This window comes from Kitasatospora sp. NPDC048722 (genome assembly GCF_040650235.1).
In the GTDB taxonomy this organism is placed as follows: domain Bacteria; phylum Actinomycetota; class Actinomycetes; order Streptomycetales; family Streptomycetaceae; genus Kitasatospora.
Map to the genome: position 1 here is coordinate 75,753 of NZ_JBEZGX010000034.1, position 24,721 is coordinate 100,473.

At 73.6% G+C, this 24,721-nt stretch carries 20 protein-coding genes and 1 pseudogene; 18 read left to right on the plus strand and 3 right to left on the minus strand.

Translation table 11 applies throughout. The annotated features are described in order from the left end of the window. The first annotated feature begins 3 nt into the window (after positions 1 to 3). The 16 genes from asnB to AB0C76_RS24395 all read left to right on the plus strand — a co-directional run bounded on the left by asnB (position 4) and on the right by AB0C76_RS24395 (position 20,540). Complete coding sequence (gene asnB, locus AB0C76_RS24320; protein ID WP_359969179.1) at positions 4 to 1,911, plus strand: asparagine synthase (glutamine-hydrolyzing); 1,908 nt, start codon at positions 4 to 6, stop codon at positions 1,909 to 1,911. Positions 1,912 to 1,978: 67 nt separating this feature from the next. Beyond that, on the plus strand, positions 1,979 to 4,159 hold the full coding sequence (locus tag AB0C76_RS24325) for a bi-domain-containing oxidoreductase (protein WP_359969182.1): 2,181 nt from the start codon (positions 1,979 to 1,981) through the stop codon (positions 4,157 to 4,159). Beyond that, positions 4,156 to 6,120, plus strand: coding sequence for an alginate lyase family protein (locus tag AB0C76_RS24330; RefSeq protein ID WP_359969185.1), 1,965 nt, complete (start codon positions 4,156 to 4,158; stop codon positions 6,118 to 6,120). The genes AB0C76_RS24325 and AB0C76_RS24330 overlap by 4 nt, the downstream gene beginning before the upstream one ends. A 12-nt stretch (positions 6,121 to 6,132) precedes the next feature. After that, complete coding sequence (locus AB0C76_RS24335; protein ID WP_359969188.1) at positions 6,133 to 7,647, plus strand: right-handed parallel beta-helix repeat-containing protein; 1,515 nt, start codon at positions 6,133 to 6,135, stop codon at positions 7,645 to 7,647. 1 nt (position 7,648) lies between these two features. Next, positions 7,649 to 8,893: an O-antigen ligase domain-containing protein gene (locus AB0C76_RS24340; RefSeq protein ID WP_359969236.1), complete on the plus strand. Its 1,245-nt coding sequence runs from the start codon at positions 7,649 to 7,651 to the stop codon at positions 8,891 to 8,893. Further along, positions 8,893 to 10,164, plus strand: a complete 1,272-nt coding sequence (locus tag AB0C76_RS24345; RefSeq protein ID WP_359969190.1) for a glycosyltransferase — start codon at positions 8,893 to 8,895, stop codon at positions 10,162 to 10,164. Before AB0C76_RS24340 ends, AB0C76_RS24345 begins: the two co-directional genes overlap by 1 nt. Next, the gene (locus AB0C76_RS24350; protein ID WP_359969193.1) at positions 10,164 to 11,399 is read left to right on the plus strand and encodes a class I SAM-dependent methyltransferase; all 1,236 of its coding nucleotides are present in this window, start codon (positions 10,164 to 10,166) and stop codon (positions 11,397 to 11,399) included. Before AB0C76_RS24345 ends, AB0C76_RS24350 begins: the two co-directional genes overlap by 1 nt. Beyond that, positions 11,396 to 12,208, plus strand: coding sequence for a glucose-1-phosphate cytidylyltransferase (locus tag AB0C76_RS24355; protein ID WP_359969196.1), 813 nt, complete (start codon positions 11,396 to 11,398; stop codon positions 12,206 to 12,208). Before AB0C76_RS24350 ends, AB0C76_RS24355 begins: the two co-directional genes overlap by 4 nt. Next, positions 12,205 to 12,867 carry a PIG-L deacetylase family protein gene (locus AB0C76_RS24360; protein WP_359969198.1) on the plus strand — a complete coding sequence of 221 codons (663 nt, stop codon included), beginning with the start codon at positions 12,205 to 12,207 and terminating at the stop codon, positions 12,865 to 12,867. Before AB0C76_RS24355 ends, AB0C76_RS24360 begins: the two co-directional genes overlap by 4 nt. A 3-nt stretch (positions 12,868 to 12,870) precedes the next feature. Next, complete coding sequence (locus AB0C76_RS24365; RefSeq protein WP_359969201.1) at positions 12,871 to 13,896, plus strand: SDR family oxidoreductase; 1,026 nt, start codon at positions 12,871 to 12,873, stop codon at positions 13,894 to 13,896. Continuing rightward, positions 13,884 to 15,167, plus strand: a complete 1,284-nt coding sequence (locus tag AB0C76_RS24370; protein ID WP_359969204.1) for a DUF4910 domain-containing protein — start codon at positions 13,884 to 13,886, stop codon at positions 15,165 to 15,167. Before AB0C76_RS24365 ends, AB0C76_RS24370 begins: the two co-directional genes overlap by 13 nt. Before the next feature lie 5 nt (positions 15,168 to 15,172). Continuing rightward, positions 15,173 to 16,492 carry a hypothetical protein gene (locus AB0C76_RS24375; RefSeq protein WP_359969207.1) on the plus strand — a complete coding sequence of 440 codons (1,320 nt, stop codon included), beginning with the start codon at positions 15,173 to 15,175 and terminating at the stop codon, positions 16,490 to 16,492. Continuing rightward, positions 16,489 to 17,436 (plus strand): glycosyltransferase family 2 protein, encoded by a 948-nt coding sequence (locus tag AB0C76_RS24380; protein ID WP_359969210.1) that lies wholly within the window; start codon positions 16,489 to 16,491, stop codon positions 17,434 to 17,436. The genes AB0C76_RS24375 and AB0C76_RS24380 overlap by 4 nt, the downstream gene beginning before the upstream one ends. Next, on the plus strand, positions 17,433 to 18,641 hold the full coding sequence (locus tag AB0C76_RS24385; protein ID WP_359969213.1) for a polysaccharide pyruvyl transferase family protein: 1,209 nt from the start codon (positions 17,433 to 17,435) through the stop codon (positions 18,639 to 18,641). Before AB0C76_RS24380 ends, AB0C76_RS24385 begins: the two co-directional genes overlap by 4 nt. Then, positions 18,638 to 19,189: a dTDP-4-dehydrorhamnose 3,5-epimerase gene (gene rfbC / locus AB0C76_RS24390; protein WP_359969216.1), complete on the plus strand. Its 552-nt coding sequence runs from the start codon at positions 18,638 to 18,640 to the stop codon at positions 19,187 to 19,189. Before AB0C76_RS24385 ends, rfbC begins: the two co-directional genes overlap by 4 nt. Positions 19,190 to 19,196: 7 nt before the next feature. Further along, the gene (locus tag AB0C76_RS24395; RefSeq protein WP_359969219.1) at positions 19,197 to 20,540 is read left to right on the plus strand and encodes a glutamate-1-semialdehyde 2,1-aminomutase; all 1,344 of its coding nucleotides are present in this window, start codon (positions 19,197 to 19,199) and stop codon (positions 20,538 to 20,540) included. Positions 20,541 to 20,547: 7 nt separating this feature from the next. On the opposite strand, the gene AB0C76_RS24400 is transcribed toward AB0C76_RS24395, so the two are convergent. Next, a complete protein-coding gene (locus AB0C76_RS24400) occupies positions 20,548 to 21,186 on the minus strand; it encodes a phosphatase PAP2 family protein (RefSeq protein WP_359969222.1) in 639 nt (212 codons plus the stop codon). Between the two features lie 10 nt (positions 21,187 to 21,196). Next, on the minus strand, positions 21,197 to 21,706 hold the full coding sequence (locus AB0C76_RS24405; RefSeq protein ID WP_359969224.1) for a hypothetical protein: 510 nt from the start codon (positions 21,704 to 21,706) through the stop codon (positions 21,197 to 21,199). Positions 21,707 to 21,787: 81 nt separating this feature from the next. Between AB0C76_RS24405 and AB0C76_RS24410 the strand changes: the two are divergent. Then, positions 21,788 to 22,281 (plus strand): annotated as a pseudogene (locus tag AB0C76_RS24410) (hypothetical protein). A gap of 23 nt (positions 22,282 to 22,304) precedes the next feature. Here the strand turns inward: AB0C76_RS24410 and AB0C76_RS24415 are convergent. Then, positions 22,305 to 23,084 carry a hypothetical protein gene (locus tag AB0C76_RS24415; RefSeq protein ID WP_359969227.1) on the minus strand — a complete coding sequence of 260 codons (780 nt, stop codon included), beginning with the start codon at positions 23,082 to 23,084 and terminating at the stop codon, positions 22,305 to 22,307. Positions 23,085 to 23,754: 670 nt separating this feature from the next. On the opposite strand from AB0C76_RS24415, the gene AB0C76_RS24420 reads away from it, so the two are divergent. Then, the coding region (locus AB0C76_RS24420; RefSeq protein ID WP_359969230.1) for an ALF repeat-containing protein at positions 23,755 to 24,721 on the plus strand (967 nt) is incomplete at its 3' end.

Here is a 24,721-nt window from a genome sequence, read left to right on the forward strand (position 1 = left end):
GACATGTGCGGCATCGCGGGAACGTACCGGTGGCCGGACGGGAAGGCCGTGACCGACCTGATCACCGACACCCTCGCCCACCGGGGTCCGGACGGCGCCGGCCGCTACGGCCACCCGGTCGGCGACGGCGACGTGCAGCTCGGGCACCGCCGGCTGGCCATCGTCGACCTCTCCGGGACCGGCGCCCAGCCGATGGTCTCGGACGGCCTCGTCCTGACGTACAACGGCGAGCTGTACAACGCACCCGAGCTGCGCGCCGAACTGACGGCCGCCGGGGTGCGCTTCCGCGGGACCTCCGACACCGAGGTGCTGCTGGAGGCCTGGCGGCGCTGGGGCACCGACTGCCTGCCCCGGCTGCGCGGCATGTTCGCGTTCGGGATCTTCGACGAGCGGACCGGCGAGCTGGTGCTCGTCCGCGACCAGCTCGGCATCAAGCCGCTGTTCCTGGTCCGGCGCGGCGGGGGCCTGGTGTTCGCCTCCGAACTCAAGGCGCTGGCCGCCGCCACCGGCGGGTCGCTGGAGGTGGACCACGCCGCGCTCGTCGCCTCCCTGCTGTACTACTGGGTGCCGGACTCGCGGTGCGCCTTCCGCGAGGCCGAGAAGCTGCCGCCGGGCAGCTGGCTGCGGTGCACGCCCGACGGCCGGATGGAGCGCGGCCGGTACTGGCACCTGCGGGACGTCGCCGCCGAGGGCCGGGAGCGGGCCCGCGCCGGTGAGCGGCCGGACCTCGCGGCCATCGTCGAGGAGTCGACCCGGCGTCACCTGCTCTCCGACGTGCCCGTGGCGACCTTCCTCTCCGGCGGGCTGGACTCCAGCTACCTCACCGCGCTGGCCGCCCGCGACCGGCCCGGCATCTCCGCCTACACGATCGGCTTCCGCGCCGAGGACGCCAGGTTCGAGGCGATGCCCGACGACCTCCGCTACGCCCGCCAGGTGGCCGCGCGGTTCGGCGTCGACCTGCACGAGATCGAGATCGCCCCGGACGTGCTCGATCTGCTGCCGAGGATGACCTACCACCTGGACGAGCCGATCGGCGACCCCGCCGCGATCAACACCTTCCTGATCTGCTCGGCCGCGCGGGAGGCCGGGGTCAAGGTGATGCTCTCGGGGATGGGCGCCGACGAGCTGTTCGCCGGCTACCGCAAGCACCTGGCCAACCGGCTCGCGCTGCGCTACCAGCGCGTCCCGCGGCCCCTGCGGCGCGGCCTGTCCGCGGCCGTGGACCGGCTGCCGGTCGCCACGGCCAACCGCGGACTGCGCTCGGTGCGGTTCGCGAAGCGGTTCCTCTCCTTCGCCGACCTGCCGGAGGAGACGGCGTTCCGGCGCAGCTACACGATGTACGACCGGGCCGAACTGCTCGCCCTGGTCGACCCGGACCTGGCCGGGACGGTCGACGACGTGCTGACCGAGCACGCGGACGTCTACGGGGACAACGACCTCGACGACTTCGTCAACCGCATGTGCCTGGGGGACGCGCGGATGTTCCTGCCGGGCCTGAACCTCGCCTACACGGACCGGTCGAGCATGGCCGCGTCGACCGAGGTGCGGGTGCCGTACGTGGATGTCGAGGTGGTGCGGGCGGCGTTCGCGGTGCCAGGCGAGCGCAAGATCGTCGGACGGCAGGGCAAGGCCGTCCTCAAGGAGGCGGCCACCTCCGTCCTGCCCCGGGAGATCGTGTACCGGCCCAAGGGCCTGTTCAGCGCGCCGCTGCGGGCCTGGATGAGCCGGGACCTGGCGCCGCTGGTGCGCGAGGTGGTGAACGACGGCGTACTCGTCCGGTCGGGCTTCCTGCGCCGGGACGCGCTGGCGCGGCTCGTCGCCGCGGACGCCGCCGGGCAGCAGGACTACTCCAAGCACCTGTGGCACGTGCTGACGCTGGAGTACTGGTACCGCGGCGCGACCTCCGGGTAGGCCACGGCGAGTATGTGACGGTGTGTCATACGGCGTGGAAGACGGCTGAGGAACAAGGGGACTTCGGGTGAAACAGGTCGTGCAGAACTACAAGAGCGGCGAGCTGTCGGTGCTCGACGTGCCGGTGCCGGGCTGCAAGCCGGGCGGCGTGCTGGTCCGCAGCGCCTTCTCGCTGATCTCCACCGGCACCGAGCTCATGAAGGTGTCCGAGGCCGGGATGTCGATGCTGGGCAAGGCCCGCTCCCGGCCGGACCAGGTGGCCAAGGTCATGCAGAGCGTGGCCACCAACGGGCTGCCCGCCACCTACCGCAAGGTGATGGGCAAGCTGGACTCCTACACGCCGCTGGGCTATTCGCTGTGCGGGGTGGTCGAGCAGGTCGGCGCCGGGGTCGACGACGTGAAGGCCGGCGACCTGGTGGCCTGCGCCGGCAACGAGCACGCACTGCACGCCGAGCTGAACTGGGTGCCGAAGAACCTCTACGTCCCGGTGCCGGACGGCCTCGCGCCGCGGCACGCGGCCTTCGGCACCGTCGGGTCGATCGCGCTGCAGGGCGTGCGCCAGGGCGAACCGCAGCTCGGCGAGGTGGCGCTGGTCATCGGCCTCGGGCTGATCGGGCAGCTGGTGGTGCAGCTCCTCACCGCCTCGGGGGTGCGCGTCGTCGGGGCCGATCCCGATCCGGCGCGCTGCGAACTCGCCGAGCGGCTGGGTGCCGTGGCCTGCGGCGATCCCTCCTCCGCGGCCGTGGCGGGCGCCGTCGCCGAGCTGACCGGCGGTCACGGCGTGGACCAGGTGTACCTGGCGGCCGGCGGCGGGAGCAACCAGCCCGTCGAGCTGGCCGCCGCGCTGGCCCGGGACCGGGGCCGGGTCGTCGACATCGGCAAGTGCCGCCTGGACCTGCCGTGGAACGCGTACTACGAGAAGGAGCTCGACGTCCGGTTCTCCCGCTCGTACGGCCCCGGGCGCTACGACCCGGAGTACGAGCTGGAGGGGCGCGACTACCCGATCGGCTACGTGCGCTGGACCGAGCGCCGCAACCTCGCGTGCTTTCTCGACCTCGTCTCCCGGGGCCGCGTCGACGTGGAGCCCCTGATCTCCCACATCGCCGACTTCGGCGACGCCGTCGAGACGTACCGGCGCCTGAAGGACGGGGACTTGAAGGCCGTGGCCGTGCTCTTCCGGTACCCCGAACCCGAGGTGGAGGGGGCGGCCGGAGCCCCGGTGGTGGCGGTGCCCGCGGTGCGTGTCGAGACCAGGGCCCCGGGCCGGCCGTCCAACACACCGGTGCGGCTGGCGTTCGTCGGCGCGGGGAACTACGCGACGTCGATGCTGCTGCCGCACCTGGCCGGGCGCGACGGCGTGGCGTTGTCCACGGTGGTCACGACGACGGCGCTGTCGGCGGCCAACGCGCAGCGGAAGTTCGGCTTCGCCCGGGCGACCACCGATCTGGACGGCGTGCTCGGGGACCCGTCCGTCGACGCGGTGTTCGTGGTCACCCGGCACAGTTCGCACGCCGACCTGACCCGGCGGGCGCTGCTGGCCGGCAAGGCGGTGTTCGTGGAGAAGCCGCTGGCCCTGACCGAGGACGAACTGGCGGGTGTGCTCGCGGCGGTGACGGAGTCCGGCAACGACCGGCTGCAGGTGGGCTTCAACCGCCGCTTCTCGCCGCTGCTGCGGGAGGCCAGGGCCCGGTTCGGCGCGCGGAGCGGGCCGGCGAGCCTGCGCTACCTGGTCAACGCGGGCCGCCTGCAGCACGGCAGCTGGTACCTCCGGCAGGGCACCGAGGGCTCGCGGTTCGCCGGCGAGGGCGGGCACTTCATCGACACGGCGAGCTGGCTGCTGGAGGCCGACCCGGTCTCGGTGTTCGCGGTCGCCGCGCCCGGCAACGACGACCTCCAGGTCGTGCTGCGCTACCCGGACGGCTCCACGGCCACCATCAGCTACGTCACCACCGGCGCCTCCGGCTTCCCGAAGGAGACGCTGGACCTCGTCGCGGACGGCAAGGTGCTGAAGCTCGACGACTTCGTCCGGGCCTCGGTGTACGGCCCGCAGCGGTGGGTCAGCTCGCGGCTGCCCAAGGCCAGGGACAAGGGCCAGTCCAACGAGCTGGCCGCGTTCGTCAGGGCGGTGCGGACCGGCGGCCCGATGCCGGTGCCGCTGGAGTCGCTGGTCGCCACCACGGCGGCCACCCTCGCGGTGCGGACCGGCCTGAGCGGCGGTGCGCCGGTGGCGCTGGAGCGGGCGCGATGACGATGAGCGCGGGCTGGTACCTGCGACGGTTGTCCCGGATGGGGCCGCGGGAGGTCGGCGGCCGGGCGGGCGACGCGGTGCGCCGGCGGCGCTGGCGCTCGCAGCCGCCGCCCTGTCCGGAGGCGACCGGCGCCCGGTTCACCGCCGTGCTGCCCGCCGGGGCGGTCGCCGCGGTGGCGCCGCAGGCCGTGAAGCGCCTGGTCGCCGAGGCGGACCGGCTGATGGACGGGTACGCCGAGTTCTTCGGGGTGGACCGCGACGACCTGGTCGACCCGGACTGGTGGCGCGACCCGAAGACCGGGCGCCGGGCCCCGGCGGACTACGCCTTCGACGTGCCGTACCGCGACGAGGACGCGGTCGGGGACATCAAGCAGATCTGGGAGCCGTCCCGGCACCAGTACCTGACCGTGCTCGCCGCCGCCTACGCGCTCACCGGGAACGAGCGCTACGCCGAACGCGTGGCCGCGCACCTGCGGTCGTGGTGGGCGGCCAACCCGCCGCTGCGCGGCGTGCACTGGATCAGCGGCATCGAGCTCGGCATCCGGCTGCTGTCCTGGGTGTGGATCCGCCGGCTGCTCGAGGGCTGGCCGGGCGCGGCCGGGCTGTTCGAGGGCAACCCGGTGGCGCTGGAGCAGATCTGGCACCACCAGCGCTGGCTGGCCGCCTTCCCCAGCCGGGGGTCCTCGGCGAACAACCACGTCATCGCCGAGGCCGCCGGGCAGTTCGCCGCGGCCTGCGCGTTCGGCTGGTTCCCCACCTCGGAACGCTGGCGGTCCGACGCGCTGCGGTCGCTGGAGCGGCACCTGCGCGGGAACACCTTCGCGTCCGGCCTCAACCGCGAGCTGGCGACCGAGTACCACGGGCTCGTGCTGGAGCTGGGCCTCGCCGCGCTGGCCGAGGCGGACGCCGCCGCCGTGCCCGTCCCGGCGTCCGTGCGGCTGGTGCTGCTGCGGATGGCCGACGCCCTCGCGGCCGTCGTGGACAACCGGCTGCGGCCGCCGCGCCAGGGCGACGCCGACGACGGGTACGGCCTGGTCCTGGACGGCCCCGGCACCGACCGCTGGGCCTCGCTGCTGGCCACCGGGGACGCCGTGTTCGGCCGGCTCACCTGGTGGCCGGCGGTGACCGCCGACGACGTGCGCACCCCGCTGCTGGCCGCGCTCATCGAGCCGTACGAAACGGACGCCGGCGCCGACAGGCGCAACGTCACCCGCCCGGCACGCCGGCCGGGCCACTTCGCCGACGCCGGCATGACCATCCTGCGCGGCCCGGAGGAGATCTGGTGCCGCTGCGACGGCGGGCCGCACGGCTTCCTGTCCATCGCCGCGCACGCCCACGCGGACGCGCTCTCCGTGGAGGTCCGGCACGACGGCGTCGAGGTGCTCGCGGACCCGGGGACCTTCTGCTACCACGGCCAGCCCGAGTGGCGGCGGTACTTCCGCTCGACCCTGGGCCACAACACCCTGGAGCTGGACGGCGGCGACCAGTCCGTCTCCGGCGGCCCGTTCCTGTGGACCCGGCACGCCCGCAGCCGCGTCCTGGCCGCGGACACGTTCAACGGGAGCGTGGCCCGCTGGAGCGCCGAGCACGACGGCTACCAGGGTTCGGTGCACCGCCGCCGGGTGGAGCTCACCGCCGCGACCCGGGAGCTGCGGGTGGTCGACGAGGTGCGCGGCCCGCGCCGCGCCGTGCGCCTGGCGTTCCACCTCGGCCCGGCGATCGCCGCCGACCTGACGGGGAGCCGGGCCCTGCTGGCCTGGACCCGGGACGGCGAGGACCGCTGCGCGGTGCTCGACCTGCCCGGGCAGCTGTCCTGGCGGGCGCACCGCGGCGAGACCGACCCGCCGCTGGGCTGGTACTCCGCCGGCTTCGGGCGCAAGGAACCCTCGACCACGCTCGTCGGCACCGGATTCGCCGACGGCACCGAGGGGTTCACCACCGTGCTCGGATTCCAGGGATAGGGGAGCGGGAGGGTGGGGATCAAGAGGCTGCACTGGGGGGCGCTGGCGCTGGCCCTGCTGCTGGCGACCGGCTGCACGAGCGGCGCGGACACCTCGCCGCAGCCGACCGCCACGCCGTCCGGCCCCGTGGCCGCGGCCCAGGTGTGCGCCCACCCCGGGGACGGTCCGGCGACCGCGCCCGCGGGCGCGGTGACGGTCGACCCCGCGGTGGTCGGCGACCTGGCGGCGAAGACCAGGAGCAGCCCCCCGAACACCACGTTCTGGCTCCAGCCGGGGACGCACCGGCTCGAACCGGACCGGTACGCCCAGGTCGTCCCGAAGGAGGGGGACAGCTACGTCGGCGCGCCGGGCGCGGTGCTCGACGGCCTGAAGACCAACCAGTACGCGTTCGGCGGTGCCGCCGCCGGCGTCGCCATCCGCTACCTGACCGTGCAGGGCTTCACCGCGCCGCAGAACGAGGGCGTGGTCAACCACGACTCGGCCGACGGGTGGGTGATCGAGCACGCGACGATCCGCGACAACTCCGGCGCCGGACTGATGGCCGGCGCCCACCAGCAGGTCCGCGCCAACTGCCTCCAGAGCAACGGGCAGTACGGCATGAACGCCTACAAGTCCGGCGCTCCCGTCGGCGGCCTGGTCGTCGAGGGCAACGAGATCACGGGAAACGACACCGACCGGTGGGAGCAGCGCCAGCCGGGCTGCGGCTGCACCGGGGGCGTCAAGTTCTGGGCCGTCAACGGCGCCGACGTGCGCGGCAACTGGGTGCACGACAACCGCGGCCCCGGGCTGTGGGCGGACACCAACAACAACGACTTCCGCATCGAGGACAACGTGCTGGAGGCCAACGACGGCGCCGCGCTGATCTACGAGACCAGCTACAACGCCGTCATCCGGAACAACACGATCCGGCGCAACGACGTCGTCGAGGGCCGCCGGTCCGCCGACCGCGGCGACGACTTCCCGTACGCCACCGTCTACCTGTCCGAGTCCGGCGGCGAACCGCGGATCCCCGCCCGCACCGACAGGATCGAGATCTACGGGAACGTCCTGGAGGACAACTGGTCCGGGATCACCCTGTGGGAGAACGCCGACCGGTTCTGCAACAGCCCGGCCAACACCTCCTCCGGCGACTGCACGCTGCTGGTGGGGAACACCGCCAGCTGCGCCCAGCCGGCGATCGCCGGCCCGCCGCTCTTCGGCGACTGCCGGTGGAAGACCCAGCGGGTGGACATCCACGGCAACCGCTTCGTGCTGCACCCGTCCGCCGTCGGCTGCACGGTCAAGTGCGGACGCATGGCGGTGCTGGCCAACTACGGCACCTACCCGGACTGGTCGCCGTACAAGGGCCAGCCGGTGGCCGAGGCGATCACCGGCGGCCAGCAGAACCGCTGGCACGACAACGCCTACCTCGGACCGTGGAGCTTCGTCGCCCACGACCCGAGCCGCACGCTCGACTTCGGGCAGTGGCGGGGCGAGCCCTACCAGCAGGACGCGGGCAGCACCTTCCAGCCCCAGGCCGGTGGTTGAGGTGCGCCGGGACCCCACGCACGGCGGGACACCGGGCGAACCGGACACACCGAAGGCCGTCGGGGCGGTCTGGGCGCTGCTGATCCTCAACACGCTCGGCTCCGCCGGGGCGCGGACCGTCATCCCGCTGCCCCGCTCCCTCATCCAGATGGCCACCATGGGCGCGCTGGTCTCCGCGTTCGCGCTGGCGCTCGTCCTCAACCTCCGGCTGCGGATCCGGCCCAGCGCCTACCTGTTCCTGCTGACCCTGTTGCTGGTGCTGAGCGTGATCTCCAGCGCGCACCTGGAGTCCGGCTTCGGCGCGCTGTTCCGCTGCGCCCGGCTGGCGCTCTTCGTCGGCACGCTGTGGCTGCTCAGCCGGTGGTGGGACGGCGGTGAGACGTTCGTCCGCCAGCACATCCGGGCGTACTCCGCGGTGCTCGCGTCGGTGGCCGCCGGCCTGGTCGTCTCACCGGGCGCGGCCATGCCCGACCTCTACGGCGGGCGGCTGGTCGGCGCGCTGTGGCCGCTCACCCCGCCGCAGATCGGACAGTACGCGGCGGTGATCATCGGGCTCACCGTGCTCCTCCTCCTGGGCGGCCGGACCACCCGGGGCAGTGCGGCGGCCGTCGTCGTGCCGTCCCTCGTCCTGCTCGCGCTGACCCACACCCGGACGGCCACGCTCGGCCTGATCCTCGGGCTGGCCCTGGCGACCGGCTCGCTCGTCCTGACCAGCGCCGCCGCCCGCCGGTTCTTCGCCCGGGCGGTGCTGTGCGCCGCCGTGGCCGCGGTGGCGCTGGGCTCCCTGCTCCAGGCGTGGTTCCTGCGCGGACAGAGCCAGGAGAACTTCTCCAGCCTCACCGGCCGGGCCAAGGTCTGGGACGCCCTGCTGGCGGCGCCCCGGACGGCGACGGAGCAGCTGTTCGGCGCGGGCCTGGGCGACAAGTCGTTCGGCGGGCTGCCGATCGACAACAGCTGGCTGGCCGTCTACAACGAACAGGGCCTGACGGGCGTCGCCATCGTGGCGGCGATCATCATCGTGCTGGGCGGCGTCGCACTGCTGCGGCCGCCCTCGCTGCCGAGGGCCTGCGCGATCTTCCTGATCGGCTACTGCGCGATCGCGTCGTACACCGAGGCCGGACTGGGCGACGCCTCGCCGTACCTGCTCCATCTGACCGTGGCCGCCGCGCTGTTGGCGCCACCCGCCCCGGCCGCGCCCCTCGCGGCACCCGTGCCGCACCGAACCCGGAGATCGGAGGTGACCTGATGCACGTCCTCGTGGTGCACAACCGCTACTCCTCGGCGCAGCCGAGCGGGGAGAACAAGGTCGTCGACCAGGAGGTGGGACTGCTGCGCGGGGCCGGCCACCGGGTCGAGCTGTTCGAGCGGCGCAGCGACGACATCGCGGCCCGGTCCCTGCCGGGCAAGATCGCGGTGCCGCTGCTGGTGCCGTGGAACCCGGCGGTCCGCGCGGAGCTCGCCGCCCGGCTGCGCCGCGAGCGGCCGGACGTGGTGCACGTCCACAACGTCTTCCCGCTGCTGTCGCCCGCGGTGCTGGCCGCCTGTGCCGACGCCGGCGTGCCGGCCGTCGCGACGCTGCACAACTACACCCAGGTCTGTCCGCCGGGCACGCTGCGGCGGGACGGGCGGCCGTGCACCGAGTGCGTCGGGGCGTCACCGCTCCCCGCCGTCCGGCACGGCTGCTACCGCGGCTCCCGGCTGGCGACCGTGCCGCTCGCGGTCGGCCTGGCGGTCAACCGGCGGCGGTGGTGGTCCGGCGTGGAGCGGTTCTTCTGCATCTCGGCGGCGCAGCGCGACGTCCTGGTGCGGGCCGGCCTGCCGTCCGGACGGCTGGCGGTGAAGCACAACTTCGTGCCCGAGCCGGGCGTGCGCCGCACGGGTGCGGGCGAGCACGTGCTCTACCTCGGCCGGCTCGCGGAGGCCAAGGGCGTGCGGCTGCTCATGGCCGCGTGGGACGCGATCGCCGCCGACGGCGGTGTGGGCGTGCCGCTGGTGATCGCCGGCGCGGGACCGCTGGAGCAGGAGGTGGCGGCGTGGGCGGCGGGCCGGGACGACGTGCGGTTCGCCGGCCTGTACGACACCGACCGGTGCCGGGAGGCCGTCGCGCGGTCGGTCGCCGTGGTGGCGCCCTCGACGTGGCTGGAGGCGTTCGGCCTGGTGGTCGTGGAGGCGATGGCGGCCGGGGTCCCGGTCGTCGCCGCCGGTCACGGCGCCTTCGTCGAACTCGTCGAGGACGGCGTGACCGGGCTGCTGCACGAGCCCGGCGAGGCGGCCTCGCTCGCGTCCCGCCTGCGCCGGATCGCGGTGGAGCCGGACCGCAACCGGGAGATGGGACTGGCGGCCCGGCGCCGTTACGAGCAGGGGTTCAGCCCGGCGGTCGGGCTGGAGCGCCTGGTGGAGGGGTACCGCACCGCGATCGCGGGTCGGTCCGGCGGCGCGGAGGGCGCGCCGCCGCAGGGAACGGACAACGCTGGCCCGCGGCGGGGCACCCGCGCGGGCAGGAATGGGGGCAGTTGATGGCACGATGCCGACTGTGCGGCTCGGCGGCGCTGACGAGCGTCGTCGACCTGGGGGCGACTCCGCCGTGCGAGAGCTTCCTCGCCGCGGACGAACTGGACCGGCCGGAACCGACGTACCCGCTGCACCTGCGGGTCTGCACCGACTGCTGGCTCGCGCAGATCCCGCCGTTGATCACGCCGGAAGAAACGTTCACTCAGTACGCCTACTTCTCCTCCTACTCCACCTCCTGGGTGGAGCACGCCCGGACGTTCGTCGACGGCGCCGTGCGGCGCCTGGGCCTCGGCCCCGACGCCTTCGTGGTCGAGGTCGCGAGCAACGACGGCTACCTGCTCCGGCACGTGGTGGACCGGGGGATCCGCTGCCTCGGCATCGAACCGTCGGTCAACGTCGGCGCCGCGGCGCGCGAGGCGGGCGTGCCCACGCTCACGGAGTTCCTCGACCGGGCCACCGGCTCGGCCGTCCGCGCCGAACACGGCCCGGCGGACCTCGTCGTGGCGAACAACGTGTACGCGCACATCCCCGACGTGGTCGGGTTCACCGCGGGGCTGCGCGCCCTGGTCGCCGACGACGGCTGGGTCTCCATCGAGGTGCAGCACCTGCTGACCCTGATCGAGGAGAACCAGTACGACACGATCTACCACGAGCACTTCCAGTACTACACGGTCGCGTCCGCCGCCCGGGCGCTGGCGAGCGGCGGACTCGCGCTCGTGGACGTCGAACTGCTGCCCACGCACGGCGGCTCCATCCGGCTGTGGGCCCGGCCGGTGGAGGCGGCCGGCGAGCCGACGCGGCGGGTGGCCGAGGCACTGGACCGGGAGAAGGCCGCCGGGCTCCAGGAGCTGTCCGGGTACACCGAGTTCTCCGCGCGGGTGGCCAAGGTGCGCCGGGACCTCCTGCGCTTCCTCGTCGACGCCGCCGAGCGCGGTGAGATGGTTGTCGGCTACGGCGCCCCGGGCAAGGGCAACACCCTGCTCAACCACTGCGGCGTGCGGCCCGACCTGCTCCCGTACACGGTCGACCGCAACCCCTACAAGCACGGCAGGTTCACCCCGGGCACCCGCATCCCGATCCTGGCGCCCGAGCGGATCGCCGCCGACCGGCCCGACTACGTCCTCGTCCTCCCGTGGAACCTCCGCGACGAGCTGATCGAGCAGCTGTCCTACGTCCACGAGTGGGGCGGCCGGCTGGTCTTCCCCGTCCCGGAACTGAGCATCGTCGAGGTGAAGCCGTGAAGGTCGTCCTGTTCTGCGGAGGTTACGGGCTGCGCATGCGCAGCGGAGCGTCCGACGACGTGCCCAAGCCGATGGCGATGGTCGGTCCGCGGCCGCTGATCTGGCACGTCATGCGCTACTACGCGTACTTCGGGCACACGGAGTTCATCCTGTGCCTCGGGTACGGGGCCCACCACATCAAGAACTTCTTCCTCAACTACGAAGAGACGACGTCCAACGACTTCGTGCTGCGCAACGGCAGGACCGAGCTGCTCTCCACCGACATATCGTCCTGGACGATCACGTTCGCGCAGACCGGCATCGAGTCACCGATCGGCGAGCGGCTGCGCCGGGTGCGCCACCACCTGGACGGCGACGAGATGTTCCTCGCCAACTACGCCGACGTGCTCACCGACGCCCCGCTGCCGGAGATGATCGAGCGGTTCTCGCAGCGCGACGCCGGCGCCTCGATGATGGTGGTGCCGCCGCAGTCCTCGTTCCACTGCGTGGACCTGGGCGAGAACGGCCTGGTGGGGGGCATCACCGCGGTGAGCGACATGCCGCTGTGGGAGAACGGCGGCTACTTCGTGCTGCGCCAGGAGGTCTTCGACCACATCCCGGAGAACGGGGACCTGGTCGCCGACGGCTGCGCCCAACTCGCCAAGCGCGGACGGCTGGTGGCACACCAGCACCGCGGCTTCTGGAAGCCGACCGACACCGTGAAGGAGCGGGCCGCGCTCGACCTCGCCTACGCCCGGGGCGACCGCCCGTGGGCCGTGTGGGAACGGGACGGCGCGAACGCGACCGGCGCCGGGGTGAGGACGGCGTGATCCGCCTCGGCGCAGGGCGCCTGGAGCGGATCGTCGCCGTGGGGGCGCACTGCGACGACATCGCCATCGGCGCCGGCGGCACGCTGCTGACGATGTGCCTCGCGCGGCCGGGCGTCCGCGTCGACGCGCTCGTCCTCTCCGGCGGCGGCAGCGAGCGGGAACATGAGGAACAGGCCGCGCTCGCCGCCTTCTGCCCGGGCGCCGACCTGCGCCTGACCGTCCTCAAGCTGCCGGACGGCCGGCTGCCCGCGCACTGGGACGAGGCCAAGGCCGCCGTCGAGGAACTGCGCGGGCGGACCGAGCCCGACCTCATCCTCGCCCCGCGCACCGACGACGCCCACCAGGACCACCGCGGCCTGGCACAGCTGCTGACCACCGCGTTCCGCGACCACCTCGTGCTCGGCTACGAGATCGTCAAGTGGGACGGCGACCTCGGCCGTCCCACGGCCTACCAGCCGCTGTCCCCGGAGACCGCCGAACAGAAGGTGCGGCTGTTGCAGGAGCACTACCCCTCGCAACGGCACCGCCCCTGGTACGACCGCGAGGCCTTCCTCGGGCTGGCCCGGATCCGCGGCATCGAATGCCACGCGCGCTACGCCGAGGCCTTCGCCGCCACCAAAGTCACGCTCAACCTCGGCACTCTCAACCTGGGGAGTTGAACCATGCGCGTACTGCTGACCGGACACCAGGGCTACCTGGGCACCGTGATGGCCCCGGTCCTCGCCGCAGCCGGACACGAGGTCGTCGGCCTCGACGCCGGCCTGTTCGCGGACTGCGTCCTCGGTCCGAAGCCCGCCGACCCGCCGGGAGCGCGGGTGGACCTGCGTGACGTCACCGCCGACCACGTGGCCGGCGTGGACGCCGTGATCCACCTGGCCGCGCTGTCCAACGACCCGCTGGGCTCGCTCGCGCCGGACCTCACCTACGACATCAACCACCACGCCTCCGTCCGGCTGGCCGAGCTGGCCCGTGACGCCGGGGTGCGCCGCTTCCTGTACGCCTCGACCTGTTCCGTCTACGGCGCCGCCGGAGGCGACGAGCTGGTGACCGAGGACGCCCCGCTGCGCCCGGTGACGCCGTACGCGGAGTCCAAGGTGCGGGTGGAGGACGACCTGCACGCCCTGGCCGACGGCGACTTCAGCCCGGTGTACATGCGCAACGCCACCGCCTTCGGCTACTCGCCCCGGCTGCGCGCCGACATCGTGCTGAACAACCTGGTGGGCCACGCGCTCCTGTCCGGCGAGGTGCTGGTGCTCTCCGACGGCACGCCCTGGCGCCCGCTGGTGCACGCCGCCGACATCGCCCGTGCCTTCGCGGCCGCACTGACCGCACCGCGCGACGCCGTGCATGACCGGGCGTTCAACATCGGCAGCGAGGTCAACAACGTCACCGTCGCCGAGATCGCCGAGCAGGTCGCCGAGGCGGTGACCGGCGCCCAGGTGGTGATCACCGGCGAGAACGGCGCCGACCCGCGGTCGTACCGGGTGGACTTCTCCCGGTTCCGCGCCGCGCTGCCCGGCTTCGACTGCGAGTGGACGGTGAAGCAGGGCGCGCTCGAACTCGCCGACGCCTACCGAACCTTCGGCCTGACCCGGGAGGACTTCGAGCGGCGCTTCACCCGGCTGGCCGTGCTGCGCGAGGCGTCCGGCGCGGGGGCCGTCGACGAGACCCTGCGGTGGCGCCGGTGACCGGGGCCGGCGAGGAGATGCACGCCCTGGTGGAGCGGCTGTACCCGCTCTGCCGGAGCATCACCGGCGACGGGGTGCGCGCCACCCTGGAGATCGTCGGCGAGTACCTTCCGCTCCAGGTGCACGAGGTGCCGACCGGGACGCAGGTGCTCGACTGGACGGTGCCGCAGGAGTGGAACGTCCGCGACGCCTACGTCGCCGACGCCGCGGGCAACCGGGTCGTCGACCTCGCCGCGTCCAGCCTGCACGTGCTCGGCTACAGCGTGCCGGTGGCGGCGACCATGCCGCTGTCCGAACTGCGCGGACACCTGCACACCCTTCCGGACCACCCGACCTGGGTGCCGTACCGCACCAGCTACTACGCGCCGGACTGGGGGTTCTGCCTGTCCCAGGAGACCCTGGACGGGCTGCCGGACGGCGACTACGAGGTGCGCATCGACTCCACCCTCGCGGACGGCCACCTCACCTACGCCGAGCACGTCGTCCCCGGGCAGGTCGCCGACGAGGTGATCGTCTCCTGCCACGTCTGCCACCCGTCGCTGGCCAACGACAACCTGGCGGGCATCGCGGTGGCGACGTTCCTGGCGCGCGAGCTGGCGCAGCGGTCGCCCTACTACACCTACCGGTTCATCTTCGCCCCCGGCACCATCGGGGCGATCACCTGGCTGGCCCGCAACGCGGAGCGGATCGACCGGGTCAAGCACGGGCTTGTGCTGGCCTGCGCGGGCGACCGGGGCCGGCTGACGTACAAGCAGAGCAGGCGCGGCGACGCGGAGATCGACCGGGTGCTGCGGCACGTCCTGCGTACCTCCGAACGACCGCACGACGTCGTCGAGTTCACCCCGTACGGCTACGACGAGCGGCAGTACTGCTCGCCCGGGTTCGACCTCGGCGTCGGCTCGCTGAGCCGGACGCCGTACGCCGGCTACCCCGAGTACCACACCTCGGCGGACAACCCGGACTTCGTCGCCCCGGAGGCGATGGCGGACACGCTCGCCGTCTGCCGCGAGGCCTTCGCCGTGCTGGACCACAACCGGCGGTACGTCAACCTCAGCCCCTACGGCGAACCGCAGTTGGGGCGGCGCGGACTGTACGACTCCCTCGGCGGGCGCAGCGACGCCAAGCAGGCCCAGATGGCGATGCTCTGGGTGCTCAGCCTCTCCGACGGCGAGCACGGCCTGCTGGACGTCGCCGAACGGTCCGGGCTGCCCTTCGACGCGGTCGCCGCCGCGGCCGGCGCCCTGCAGGGTGCCGGGCTGATCAAGGCATGACGCCGATGACCACCGAAGGAGTGGAGACGGCGGCGGCCCCGTCCGAGGAGGCCCCGAAGGCCGCGAAGCGGGGCGTCGTCGGCCGGCTGTCCTGGGGACTCGCCGACCAGGCGGCCTCCAGCATGACCAACTTCGCGGTGGGCATCTACGTGGCGCGCGAGCTGGGCGTGACCGCGTTCGGCGTGTTCAGCCTGGCCTGGCTGACCTACGGTGTGGTGCTCAACGTCGCCCGCGGGCTGGCCACCGACCCGCTCGTGGTGCGCTTCAGCGGCGTGCCGGAGGCGTCCTGGCGCGCGGCGGCGGCCCGTTCCTCGGGCGCCGCGCTCGCCGTGGGCGCCGTCCTCGGCGCCGTGTGCCTGCTGGTCGGGATCGGCGTCGGCGGCCGGGTGGGGCCGGCGTTCGCCTGCCTCGGCGTCGTCCTGCCCGCGCTGCTGCTCCAGGACGCCTGGCGGTTCGCCTTCTTCGCCGCCGGCACCGGGCGCAAGGCGTTCGCCAACGACCTCACGCAGGGCGTCGCGCTCGTCCCGGCCATGGTCGTCGCGGCCCGGGTCGGCAGCGTGTCCGCCTTCGTGCTGGCCTGGGGCGCCTCGGCCGCGGTGGCCGCGGGGTACGGCTGCGTCCAGTCCGGCATCCGGCCCCGGGTGCGCCGGGCCCGGGGGTGGCTCCGCGAACAGCGCGACCTCGGCTCCCGGTACCTGGCCGAGAACGTCAGCCTCAGCGGCGCGAGCCAGCTGCGGGCCTACGGGCTCGGCGCGATCGCCGGGGTGGGCGCGGTGGGTGCGGTGCGCGGCGCCGAACTCCTGCTCGGCCCGTTCCTCGCCCTGCTGATGGGGCTGTCCCTCGTCACCGTCGCCGAGGCGGCCCGGGTGCTGCGTCGCGCACCGGAACGGCTCGGCAGGTTCTGCCTCCTGCTGGGCGGTGGCCAGGCCGCCGCCGCGCTGCTGTGGGGCGCGGCGCTGCTGCTGGTGCCGGACCGGGCCGGCGAGCTCGTCCTCGGCGGCGTCTGGCACTCCGCCTCGCAGCTCGTCGTGCCCGCCACGCTCGGCGTCGCGGGGGCCGGCCTCGGCAGCGGCGCGGCGGCCGGGCTGCGCGCGCTCGCCGCCGCCCGGCGCAGCCTGCGCTGCCAGCTGTTCGCCTCCGCCTGCTACGTCGGCGGCGGCCTCGGCGGGGCGGTCGCGGCCGGCCCGGTCGGCTCGGCCTGGGGCGTCGCCGCCGCGACCGCCTGCGGCTCGGCCGTGTGGTGGCTGCACCTGCGGACCGCCCTGCGCGAGCGCCACCACGACCCACTCCCTCCCGTCCCCGTCCCCGAAGTGAGGACGCCTTGACCGCCCATCCCCGGCTGAGCATCGGCCTGCCCGTCTACAACGGCGAGGAGTACCTCGCCGAGTCGCTCGACGCCCTCCTCGGCCAGACCTACGAGGACTTCGAGCTGGTCATCTCCGACAACGCGTCGACCGACGCGACCCAGGACATCTGCCGCACCTACGCCGCCCGGGACCCGCGCATCCGTTACCTCCGGCTGCCCCGGAACATCGGCGCCGCACCGAACCACAACCACGTCTTCACCGAGTGCCGCGGCGAACTGTTCAAGTGGGCCTCGCACGACGACCTGTACGCCCGGGACCTCCTCCTGCGCTGCGTGGAGGCGCTGGACGAACGGCCGGACGTGATCCTCGCCCACTCCGGCCAGGCCGTCGTCGACGGCGACGGCCAGGTGAAGGTGCCCTACGAGTACGGGCTCGCCACCGACTCCCCGCACGCGCCCGAACGCTTCCGCAGCCTCCTGTTCGAGCCCGGCGGCGACGACTTCTACGGGGTGATGCGGGCCGACGTGCTGCGCCGGGTGAAGCCGCACGACAGCTACCACCACGCGGACCGCACGTTCGTCGCCGAGATCACCCTGCACGGGCGCTTCCACCAGGTGCCGGAGCTGCTGTACTTCCGCCGCGACCACCCCACCCGCGCCGAGCGGGCGAACCCCTCCAAGCGCTCCCGGTGCGTCAACCTGGACCCGCGCCGGGCCGGGCCGCTGCACCCGACGCCCCGGCTGCTCGCCGAGTACGTCTGGGGCTTCGCCTCGGCGGTCCGGCGGGCGCCGCTGTCGGCCGCCGACCGGCGCGCCTGCTACGGCCACCTGGCCGCCTGGATGACCAGCCGGGTCCGGCCGGGCGCCGGGGAGCGGGTCGAGGACCGCGCCCCGGCCGACCCGGCACTGCTCACGGTCTCCGTCGACGCCCTCGTCGCCGGACGCGAGGGGCGGCGGGCGTGACGGCCGTGCGGGTCGGGGTCTTCGGCCTGCTCGGCTCCGGCAACCTCGGCAACGACGGGTCCCTCGAAGCCGTGCTCGGCCACCTGCGCACCGAGCACCCGGAGGCCGCCGTCGACGCGATGTGCGGCGGGCCCGAGGTCGTCACGGCCCGCTACCGGATCCCCGCGACGCGACTGCACTGGTACCGCGGGGAGTACCGGACCGCCTCGCGGGCGGGCGCGGTCGCGGCGAAGGCCCTGGGCAAACTCGTCGACGCCGTGCGCACCGCCGCGTGGGTGCGCCGGCACGACGTGGTGATCGTGCCGGGCATGGGCGTCCTGGAGGCCACGCTGCCGCTGCGGCCGTGGGGCTTCCCGTACGCGCTGTTCCTGCTCTGCGCGTCCGGCCGGCTGTTCGGCACCCGGGTGGCGCTGGTCGGCGTCGGCGCCGCGCCCGTCGCCGACCGGCCCACCCGGGCGCTGGTCCGCTGGTCGGCGCGCCTCGCCGCGTACCGGTCGTACCGGGACGAGCTGTCCCGCGACGCGATGCGGGCGATGGGCGTGGACACCGCGCGGGACGAGGTCCACCCGGACCTCGCCTTCGCCCTGCCGACACCGGTCGCCCCCTCACCCGGTGCGCCAGGCGTGGTCTGCGTCGGCGTCATGGACTTCCACGGCGGCAACGACGACCGCGCCCGCGCCGCGGAGATCCACCGGCGCTACCTCGACGGGACGACCCGCTTCGTCCGCGCGCTCGCCGAGGACGGCAGGCCGGTCCGGCTCCTCACCGGCGACGACGTCGACGCGACGGTGGTCGCCGCGATCCTCGAAGCGGTGGACTCACCGCTGGTCACCGCCGCCCGAGCGGCCTCGCTGGCCGACCTGATGGAGGAGACGGCGGCGGCCGACGCCGTGGTGGCGACCAGGTACCACAACCTGGTCTGCGCGCTGAAGGTCGGCACGCCGACGCTCGCCCTGAGCTACGCGGCGAAGAGCGACGCGCTCATGGAGCAGATGGGGCTGGGCACTTACTGCCACCCGGCGCGCGAGGTCGACGCCGACCGGCTGATCGAGCAGTTCCGGGAGCTGGAGAAGCGCTCGACGGAGCTGCGGCAGACCCTCGCCGAGCGGAACCTGGCCGTGGCCCGGCGCCTTGAGGACCAGTTCGGCGAGCTGACCGCGGACCTCTTCCCGAGGACCGACCACGTTGTGAGGGAGGCGCCGTGAAGGCGACCCAAGTCCCGGCGATCGCCGGCGCGTACCTGTTCGAGCCGACGCCGCACACCGACGAACGCGGCTTCTTCTGCCGCACCTTCGACGCCGAGGTGATCCGCTCGGTGGGCCTCGACCCGGACGCCTTCGTCCAGCACAGCGTCTCCCGCTCGGTCGGCGGCGTGCTGCGCGGCCTGCACCTGCGCTCCGGCGCCGGCGAGGCCAAGCTGGTCCGCTGTTCCCACGGGCGGGTCTTCGACGTCGTCGTCGACCTGCGGCCGGACTCTCCGACCTACCGGAACCAGGCCCACTTCGAGCTGTCCGGCGAGACGCAGGCGAGCGTGTACATCCCGGCGGGGTGCGCACACGGCTTCCAGGCGCTGACGGAGACCACCGACGTCGCGTACCTGATCGACCGCCCGCACGATCCGTCCGAGGACGTGACGATCGCCTTCGACGACCCGGAGCTCGCCGTCCCCTGGCCGCTGCCTCCCACGTCGGTGTCCAAGCGGGACCGGGAGGCGCCGAGCCTCGCCGAGGTCCTGCGACAGAAGGAGAGCTGAGGCCCGCGTGGACACCGAAGTCACCGAACCCGCCGAGGAGTTCGCCCTGCCGCGGTCGCGGGCGGCGAACGAGAGGCTGCACGCCCTGATCCCCGGGGGCGCGCACACCTACGCCAAGGGCGACGACCAGTACCCCGAACACCTGGCTCCGGTCATCAGCCACGGCCGCGGCGCCCACGTGTGGGACGTCGACGGTAACCGCTACGTGGAGTACGGCTCCGGCCTGCGCTCGGTCAGCCTCGGCCACGCCCACCCGCGCGTGCTGGAGGCGGTCCGGCGGGAACTGGACCGCGGCAGCAACTTCGTCCGGCCGTCCGTCGTGGAGGCCGAGGCCGCGGAACGCTTCCTGGAGACCGTGCCGACCGCCGAGATGGTCAAGTTCGCGAAGAACGGCTCCGACGTCACCACCGCAGCGGTGCGGCTCGCCCGCGCCGTCACCGGGCGCCCTCGGGTGGCCGTCTGCGGCGACCACCCGTTCTTCTCCGTCGACGACTGGTTCATCGGCACCACGCCGATGTCCGCCGGGATCCCGGCGGCGATCACCGACCTCACCGTGGCGTTCCCCTACGGGGACCTGGCCACGACGGAGGAACTGCTCACCAGGTACCGGGGCGAGGTCGCCTGCCTGGTCCTCGAACCCGCCGGACACGCCGAGCCGCCGCCCGGGTACCTCGCCGGCCTGCGCGAACTGGCCGACCGGCACGGCTGCGTGCTGGTCTTCGACGAGATGATCACCGGCTTCCGCTGGTCCGAGGCGGGCGCCCAGGGCCTGTACGGCGTGGTGCCCGACCTCTCCACGTTCGGCAAGGCGCTGGGCAACGGATTCGCCGTCTCCGCGCTCGCCGGACGGCGCGACCTGATGGAGTGGGGCGGGCTGCGCCACACCGGAGACCGCGTGTTCCTGCTGTCCACCACGCACGGCGCGGAGACGCACTCGCTCGCCGCCGCGATGGCCGTCCAGACCACCTACGCCGAGGAGGGCGTCACCGCCCGGCTGCACGTCCTCGGCGAGCGCCTGGCCGCCGGGGTCCGCGAGGCCGCCGCGGGCATGGGCGTCGGCGACCATGTCGTCGTCCGGGGCCGGGCCAGCAACCTGGTCTTCGCCACCCTCGACGAGAACCGGGAGCCCTCGCAGCGGTACCGCACCCTGTTCCTGCGCCAGCTCCTCGCGGGCGGTGTGCTGGCCCCGTCGTTCGTGGTGAGCGGCGCGCTGGGCGACGCCGACATCGACCGCACCGTGGCCGTGGTGGCCGGGGCGTGCGCCGTCTACCGCAAGGCGCTCGACGCCGGCGACCCCACCCCCTGGCTGGGCGGGCGGCCGGTGAAACCCGTCTTCCGCCGCTTGGTGTGACGCGGCGTCACGGACGGTCGCGGCGGAGCTGGTCGGCGGCCCGGTCGACCAGCCACGCCGTCGCCGGCATGACCGCCAGCGCGGTGCACCAGCCGCCGAGGACGTCGGTCGGGTAGTGCGCACCCAGAGCGACCTGCGCCCACCCCATGACGGCGCCGGCGACCAGCGCCGCGGCGACCACGAACAGGGTGCCGGCCGCCCTGCGGGTCGCTGCCATGGCCACCACGAGGGCGAGCGAAGTGGCGAAGGCGGTGTGCCCGCTGGGGTAGGACAGGTTGTCGCCGTGGATGGTGCGTCCCGCCAGGTGCTTGAGCAGCGTCGCGGTGCCCACGGCCAGGCCGACGCCGACAACGACGAACACCGCCGCGCGGGGACGCCGGAGCAGCAGGCAGCCCGCCAGGATCGGCACGACCAGGGCCGCGGCTCCGAACGGCTCGCCCAGGGAGTCCATGGCCAGAGCGACGGACCGCCACGGCGGTTCCACCCCGTACAACGCCTCCGCCAGGCGAGCGTCCACCCCGCCGGGCTCGCCCTCCCCGGCGTAGCGGACGCCGAGGACGGCGACCACCAGCGCCGCGAGGACCGCCACCAGCCCGAGCACGACGGCATGACGTGGGTGCTCCGGCAGGAGGCGCGGTTCAGACATCGGTCCCGGTTCAGACATCGGTCCCGCAGTTCTCCTCGTCCCGGAGGTCGACGAGGCGCGGATCGTCGAGGACCCGCCTCAACTCCGCCCGGGGAAGCCTCAGATGGCCCGCCGCATGCCTCGCGTCACCGGCGAGGCAGAACGCCGACCGGATCTCCGCCTCCCAGCCCCCCGGGTCCCGCTCCCGCCGTGCGGCGAGCTCCGCCACGCGCGCGTCCCGGACCGCGAGCGCTTCGTCGACGAGTTGCTCGCGCACGTCCGGGCGCTCGCGCACCGTCTTCGCGGACCACCAGTAGGGCCGGTCCTCCTCGGGCCGTACGTCCTCGTACACGGCGGCCAGCCCCAGCAGTTCGATCGGATTGTCCGCCCAGAAGGTGAACCCGTCCTTCTCGGCGAGCCAGGCGTCCAGCCCGTCCTCGTCCTCCTCGTCGGCGAGCTTCACCTCCAGGTGGTAGCCCTGGCGGCGCAGGAGCTGAAGGCATGTATCCCAGACGTTGGCGTGACTTCCCAGCGAGGCCATGCGGCCACCCTAGTGCCGTGGCCGGAAGCGTGGTGTCTCCAGGCTCTCGGGACGGCCGACGACTCTCTCCGCCTCAGGGTCCTGGGGTCCGCGACGCCGTATCCGAGCGTGGACAACCCGTGCTCCGGGTACCTGGTGTCCAGCGGGGGCACGCACGTGTGGGTGGAGGCGGGCAGCGGCGCGCCGGGTCCGTTGCAGCGTCACGTCTCGCTGGGCGAGCTGGACGCGATCTGGATCTCGCACCTGCACGCCGACACCGCGCGGATCTGCTCACCGCCCACTACGGCGCCCTCTACGCGGACGGCCGGCTCACCGCGCCGATCCCCCTGCGCTGTGCGAGGCCGACAGCGCGGAGGCTCCCGCCGATGGGGACCAGGTGCACCACACCCCCGAGGACGCCGCGCCCGGACCGCCGGCGCGGCCCGGGCCGCGCCGGCTGATCGGCACCCGTGTCGGGCCGGTCGCTGACGCCGGGGCAGGCGGTGACGCGTGCCCCGGCGCACGTCGACGGCCCCGTCGACCACGCCGACCCCGGATCGACCTTCGACATCGGTCGATCGGCCGACGGACCCTGACGCCCGAGGGGCCGGGCGTTGCATCAGACGGGGACGTTCCTGATGACCGCCCCGGTCAGCGGCGAGAGCCGGTCGGACAGCGCGCCGAAGTCCGCGGTCCGGCCGTCGGACCACTGGGCCATGCCGACGAGCATCCCGTGCCCGTAGGACGCGAAGTTCTGCACGAGGCCGCTATCGGAGGGCAGTTGGCGCAGACCCGAGTCCTTGGGCGGGACCTGGACGGCGACCTGGTAGGACTCGGGGCTGGAGGCCAGCACGTTGATGAGGTGGACGCACTCGAGCGGGTCCTTCATGGCGAACAGCGCCAGGTCGTACTGGTTGCCCTCGGCGTCCTTGTACAGCGCCAGGTCGACGCCGAAACAGCCGTGCCCCTGAGTGATCAGCCCGGCGAGGGTCGGCGCCACGGTGTCGGAGCCGGTGCAGCTCGGGTTCGCCACCTTCGCGACGAGTGTGTACCCCTGCACCTGCGCCGGGAAGACGGACAGCGGGATGGCCGACGCCGGAGCCCCGGCCGGTGCCGCCGCCGCGTGCTCCGAAGGGGTGGACGCGGCCGTCGTGGCCGGCGCGGGTGCGGGCGCGGCGGCGGGCGACCGGTCGGACGGCCGGAGCACGTACGCCGTCGCGCCCGCGGCCACCAGGAGGGCGGCGGCCACGGGAAGGACCAGCCGCCGCGAGCGCCGCGGCTTCGCCTGCTCGGCCTGCCGGGCCCGTTCGGCGGCGCTCGGCTCCCGCACCGCGTTGTTCTTCTCAAACTCCCTGACGAACTCGTCCCACAGTTCGTCACCGGATTCACGCATAGTCACAGCGCCAGACCTTAGTGATCACCGCCACCGCTGGGAAGTCGCATCCCGGGGTTCTCCGGGGCCGGCCGGGGCTGTCCGGGTCCGCGCCGGTGCCGAGCGGAGGAAACGTCACCGAACCGTGATGGTCGGGGAACGGGCTCCCGCCTTCTCGAACATCCCTAATGTCCGTCTTCGGAATGACGGTTTTAGGCTGGTTCAGCAGCGTTTCCCGCAGGGTGCTTGACGGTGAGTCAGGACTTCCGTGGGGGTGGTCGCATGCTTTGACGTACCGGATTTCCGGTGGATAGCGTCCACTTGATCTTTTCTTTGCCAGCTCGGGGGTGCTGGGTGTCGCCCGGGTGCGTCCTCTTCCAGGAGTCCCTGTGCGTACCGTTCGAAGCCCGGCCCGGCCCCTCGTCGGGGCCTCGGCCACACCCGCGGTGGCCGCGGCCGGCGCCGGAATTCGGCCCGAACGCGGTGAGACCCCTGGAACACCGCCTCCGAGCTCACCGACGGACGGCAGCCGGGCCGAACGGGCCCGGATTCGGTGGAATTTCCTTTTCCGCGCGGCACATCGCGCCACGTCGTGCGCTTCCTTCCTCCCATTGAACTTCCGGCCCGTCGATGCGTGACCGTGGCCGGTCAGATGGCACTTCGGTGCCCGGAACACGAAAGAGATGACGAAGCTCCCATGAGGATGTCACTGACATCACGGGCCCGATCACGGCTTGCGGCCGGGTTCGTGGCCGGCAGCCTGCTGACCGGGCTGCTGACGACTCGCGCGGTCGCGGCGGACGTGCCGACGGCGACCGCGGCGAACCCGGACCGGGTGAAGGCGGTCGCGGCCTGGCAGGCCGGTGGGCCGGCCGTGCGCCACGCGGCCGAGACGGCGCTGACCGGCGGCAGCGACGACCTGACCGCGTTCGTGACCACAGGCCGGGCGGTCGCGGCCGACCAGGACCTGAGGGCGAAGGTCGAGGCGCTCGTCGCCGCCTCGGGCCCCGGGGTGCGCGACGCGGGAACGGCCGCGCTGAAGGGCTCGGCCGAGGACCTGAGGAAGTTCCTCGACGGCGGCGCCAAGAAGCCGTACGAGGACGACCAGCGGGTCCGGCTGTCGCAGATCATGGCGGCCGGAGGCCCCGGTGTGAAGGCCGCGGCGGCCAGGGCCATGGACGGCACCCTGGACGACGTCGAAAAGTTCCTGAACGAGGGCCAGTTCAAGGCCAGGGACGACGACGACCGCGTCCACCTCTCGCAGTTGATGGCCTCCGGCGGGCCGGAGGTCAAGAAGGCCGCGAACACGGCGCTCAACGGCTCGATGGACGACGTCCAGCAGTTCCTCCAGTACGGCTACCAGACGGCTGCCGCCCACGACCAGGAGACGCTGACGGTCTCCCAGCTCGCGGACCTCACGAAGAACGCCTCCGCCCAGGCCGGCCAGCAGGCCCAGACGGCCGTGGACGCGGCGGGCAAGGCGCTGGACGCCACCAGGCTGGCGAAGGAGGCCTCCGAGCGCGCCGCGAACGAGACCAAGGCCGCCCAGGGTTCGGCCGGGCAGGCGTCGAACGCCGCCGGCCGCGCAGCGGACGCCGCGACCCGCGCCGCCGCCGCTGCCCAGACCGCCTCCGCGGCGGCGAAGGCCGCGAACGAGGCCTCGC

Bases quoted from the DNA above. Each gene is read 5' to 3' on its own strand.
- AB0C76_RS24375 (WP_359969207.1), top strand. From the start codon at position 15,173: ATGACCACCGAAGGAGTGGAGACGGCGGCGGCCCCGTCCGAGGAGGCC.
- asnB (WP_359969179.1), top strand. From the start codon at position 4: ATGTGCGGCATCGCGGGAACGTACCGGTGGCCGGACGGGAAGGCCGTG.
- AB0C76_RS24345 (WP_359969190.1), top strand. From the start codon at position 8,893: ATGCACGTCCTCGTGGTGCACAACCGCTACTCCTCGGCGCAGCCGAGC.
- AB0C76_RS24365 (WP_359969201.1), top strand. From the start codon at position 12,871: ATGCGCGTACTGCTGACCGGACACCAGGGCTACCTGGGCACCGTGATG.
- AB0C76_RS24330 (WP_359969185.1), top strand. From the start codon at position 4,156: ATGACGATGAGCGCGGGCTGGTACCTGCGACGGTTGTCCCGGATGGGG.
- AB0C76_RS24405 (WP_359969224.1), bottom strand. From the start codon at position 21,706: ATGGCCTCGCTGGGAAGTCACGCCAACGTCTGGGATACATGCCTTCAG.
- AB0C76_RS24350 (WP_359969193.1), top strand. From the start codon at position 10,164: ATGGCACGATGCCGACTGTGCGGCTCGGCGGCGCTGACGAGCGTCGTC.
- AB0C76_RS24400 (WP_359969222.1), bottom strand. From the start codon at position 21,186: ATGTCTGAACCGCGCCTCCTGCCGGAGCACCCACGTCATGCCGTCGTG.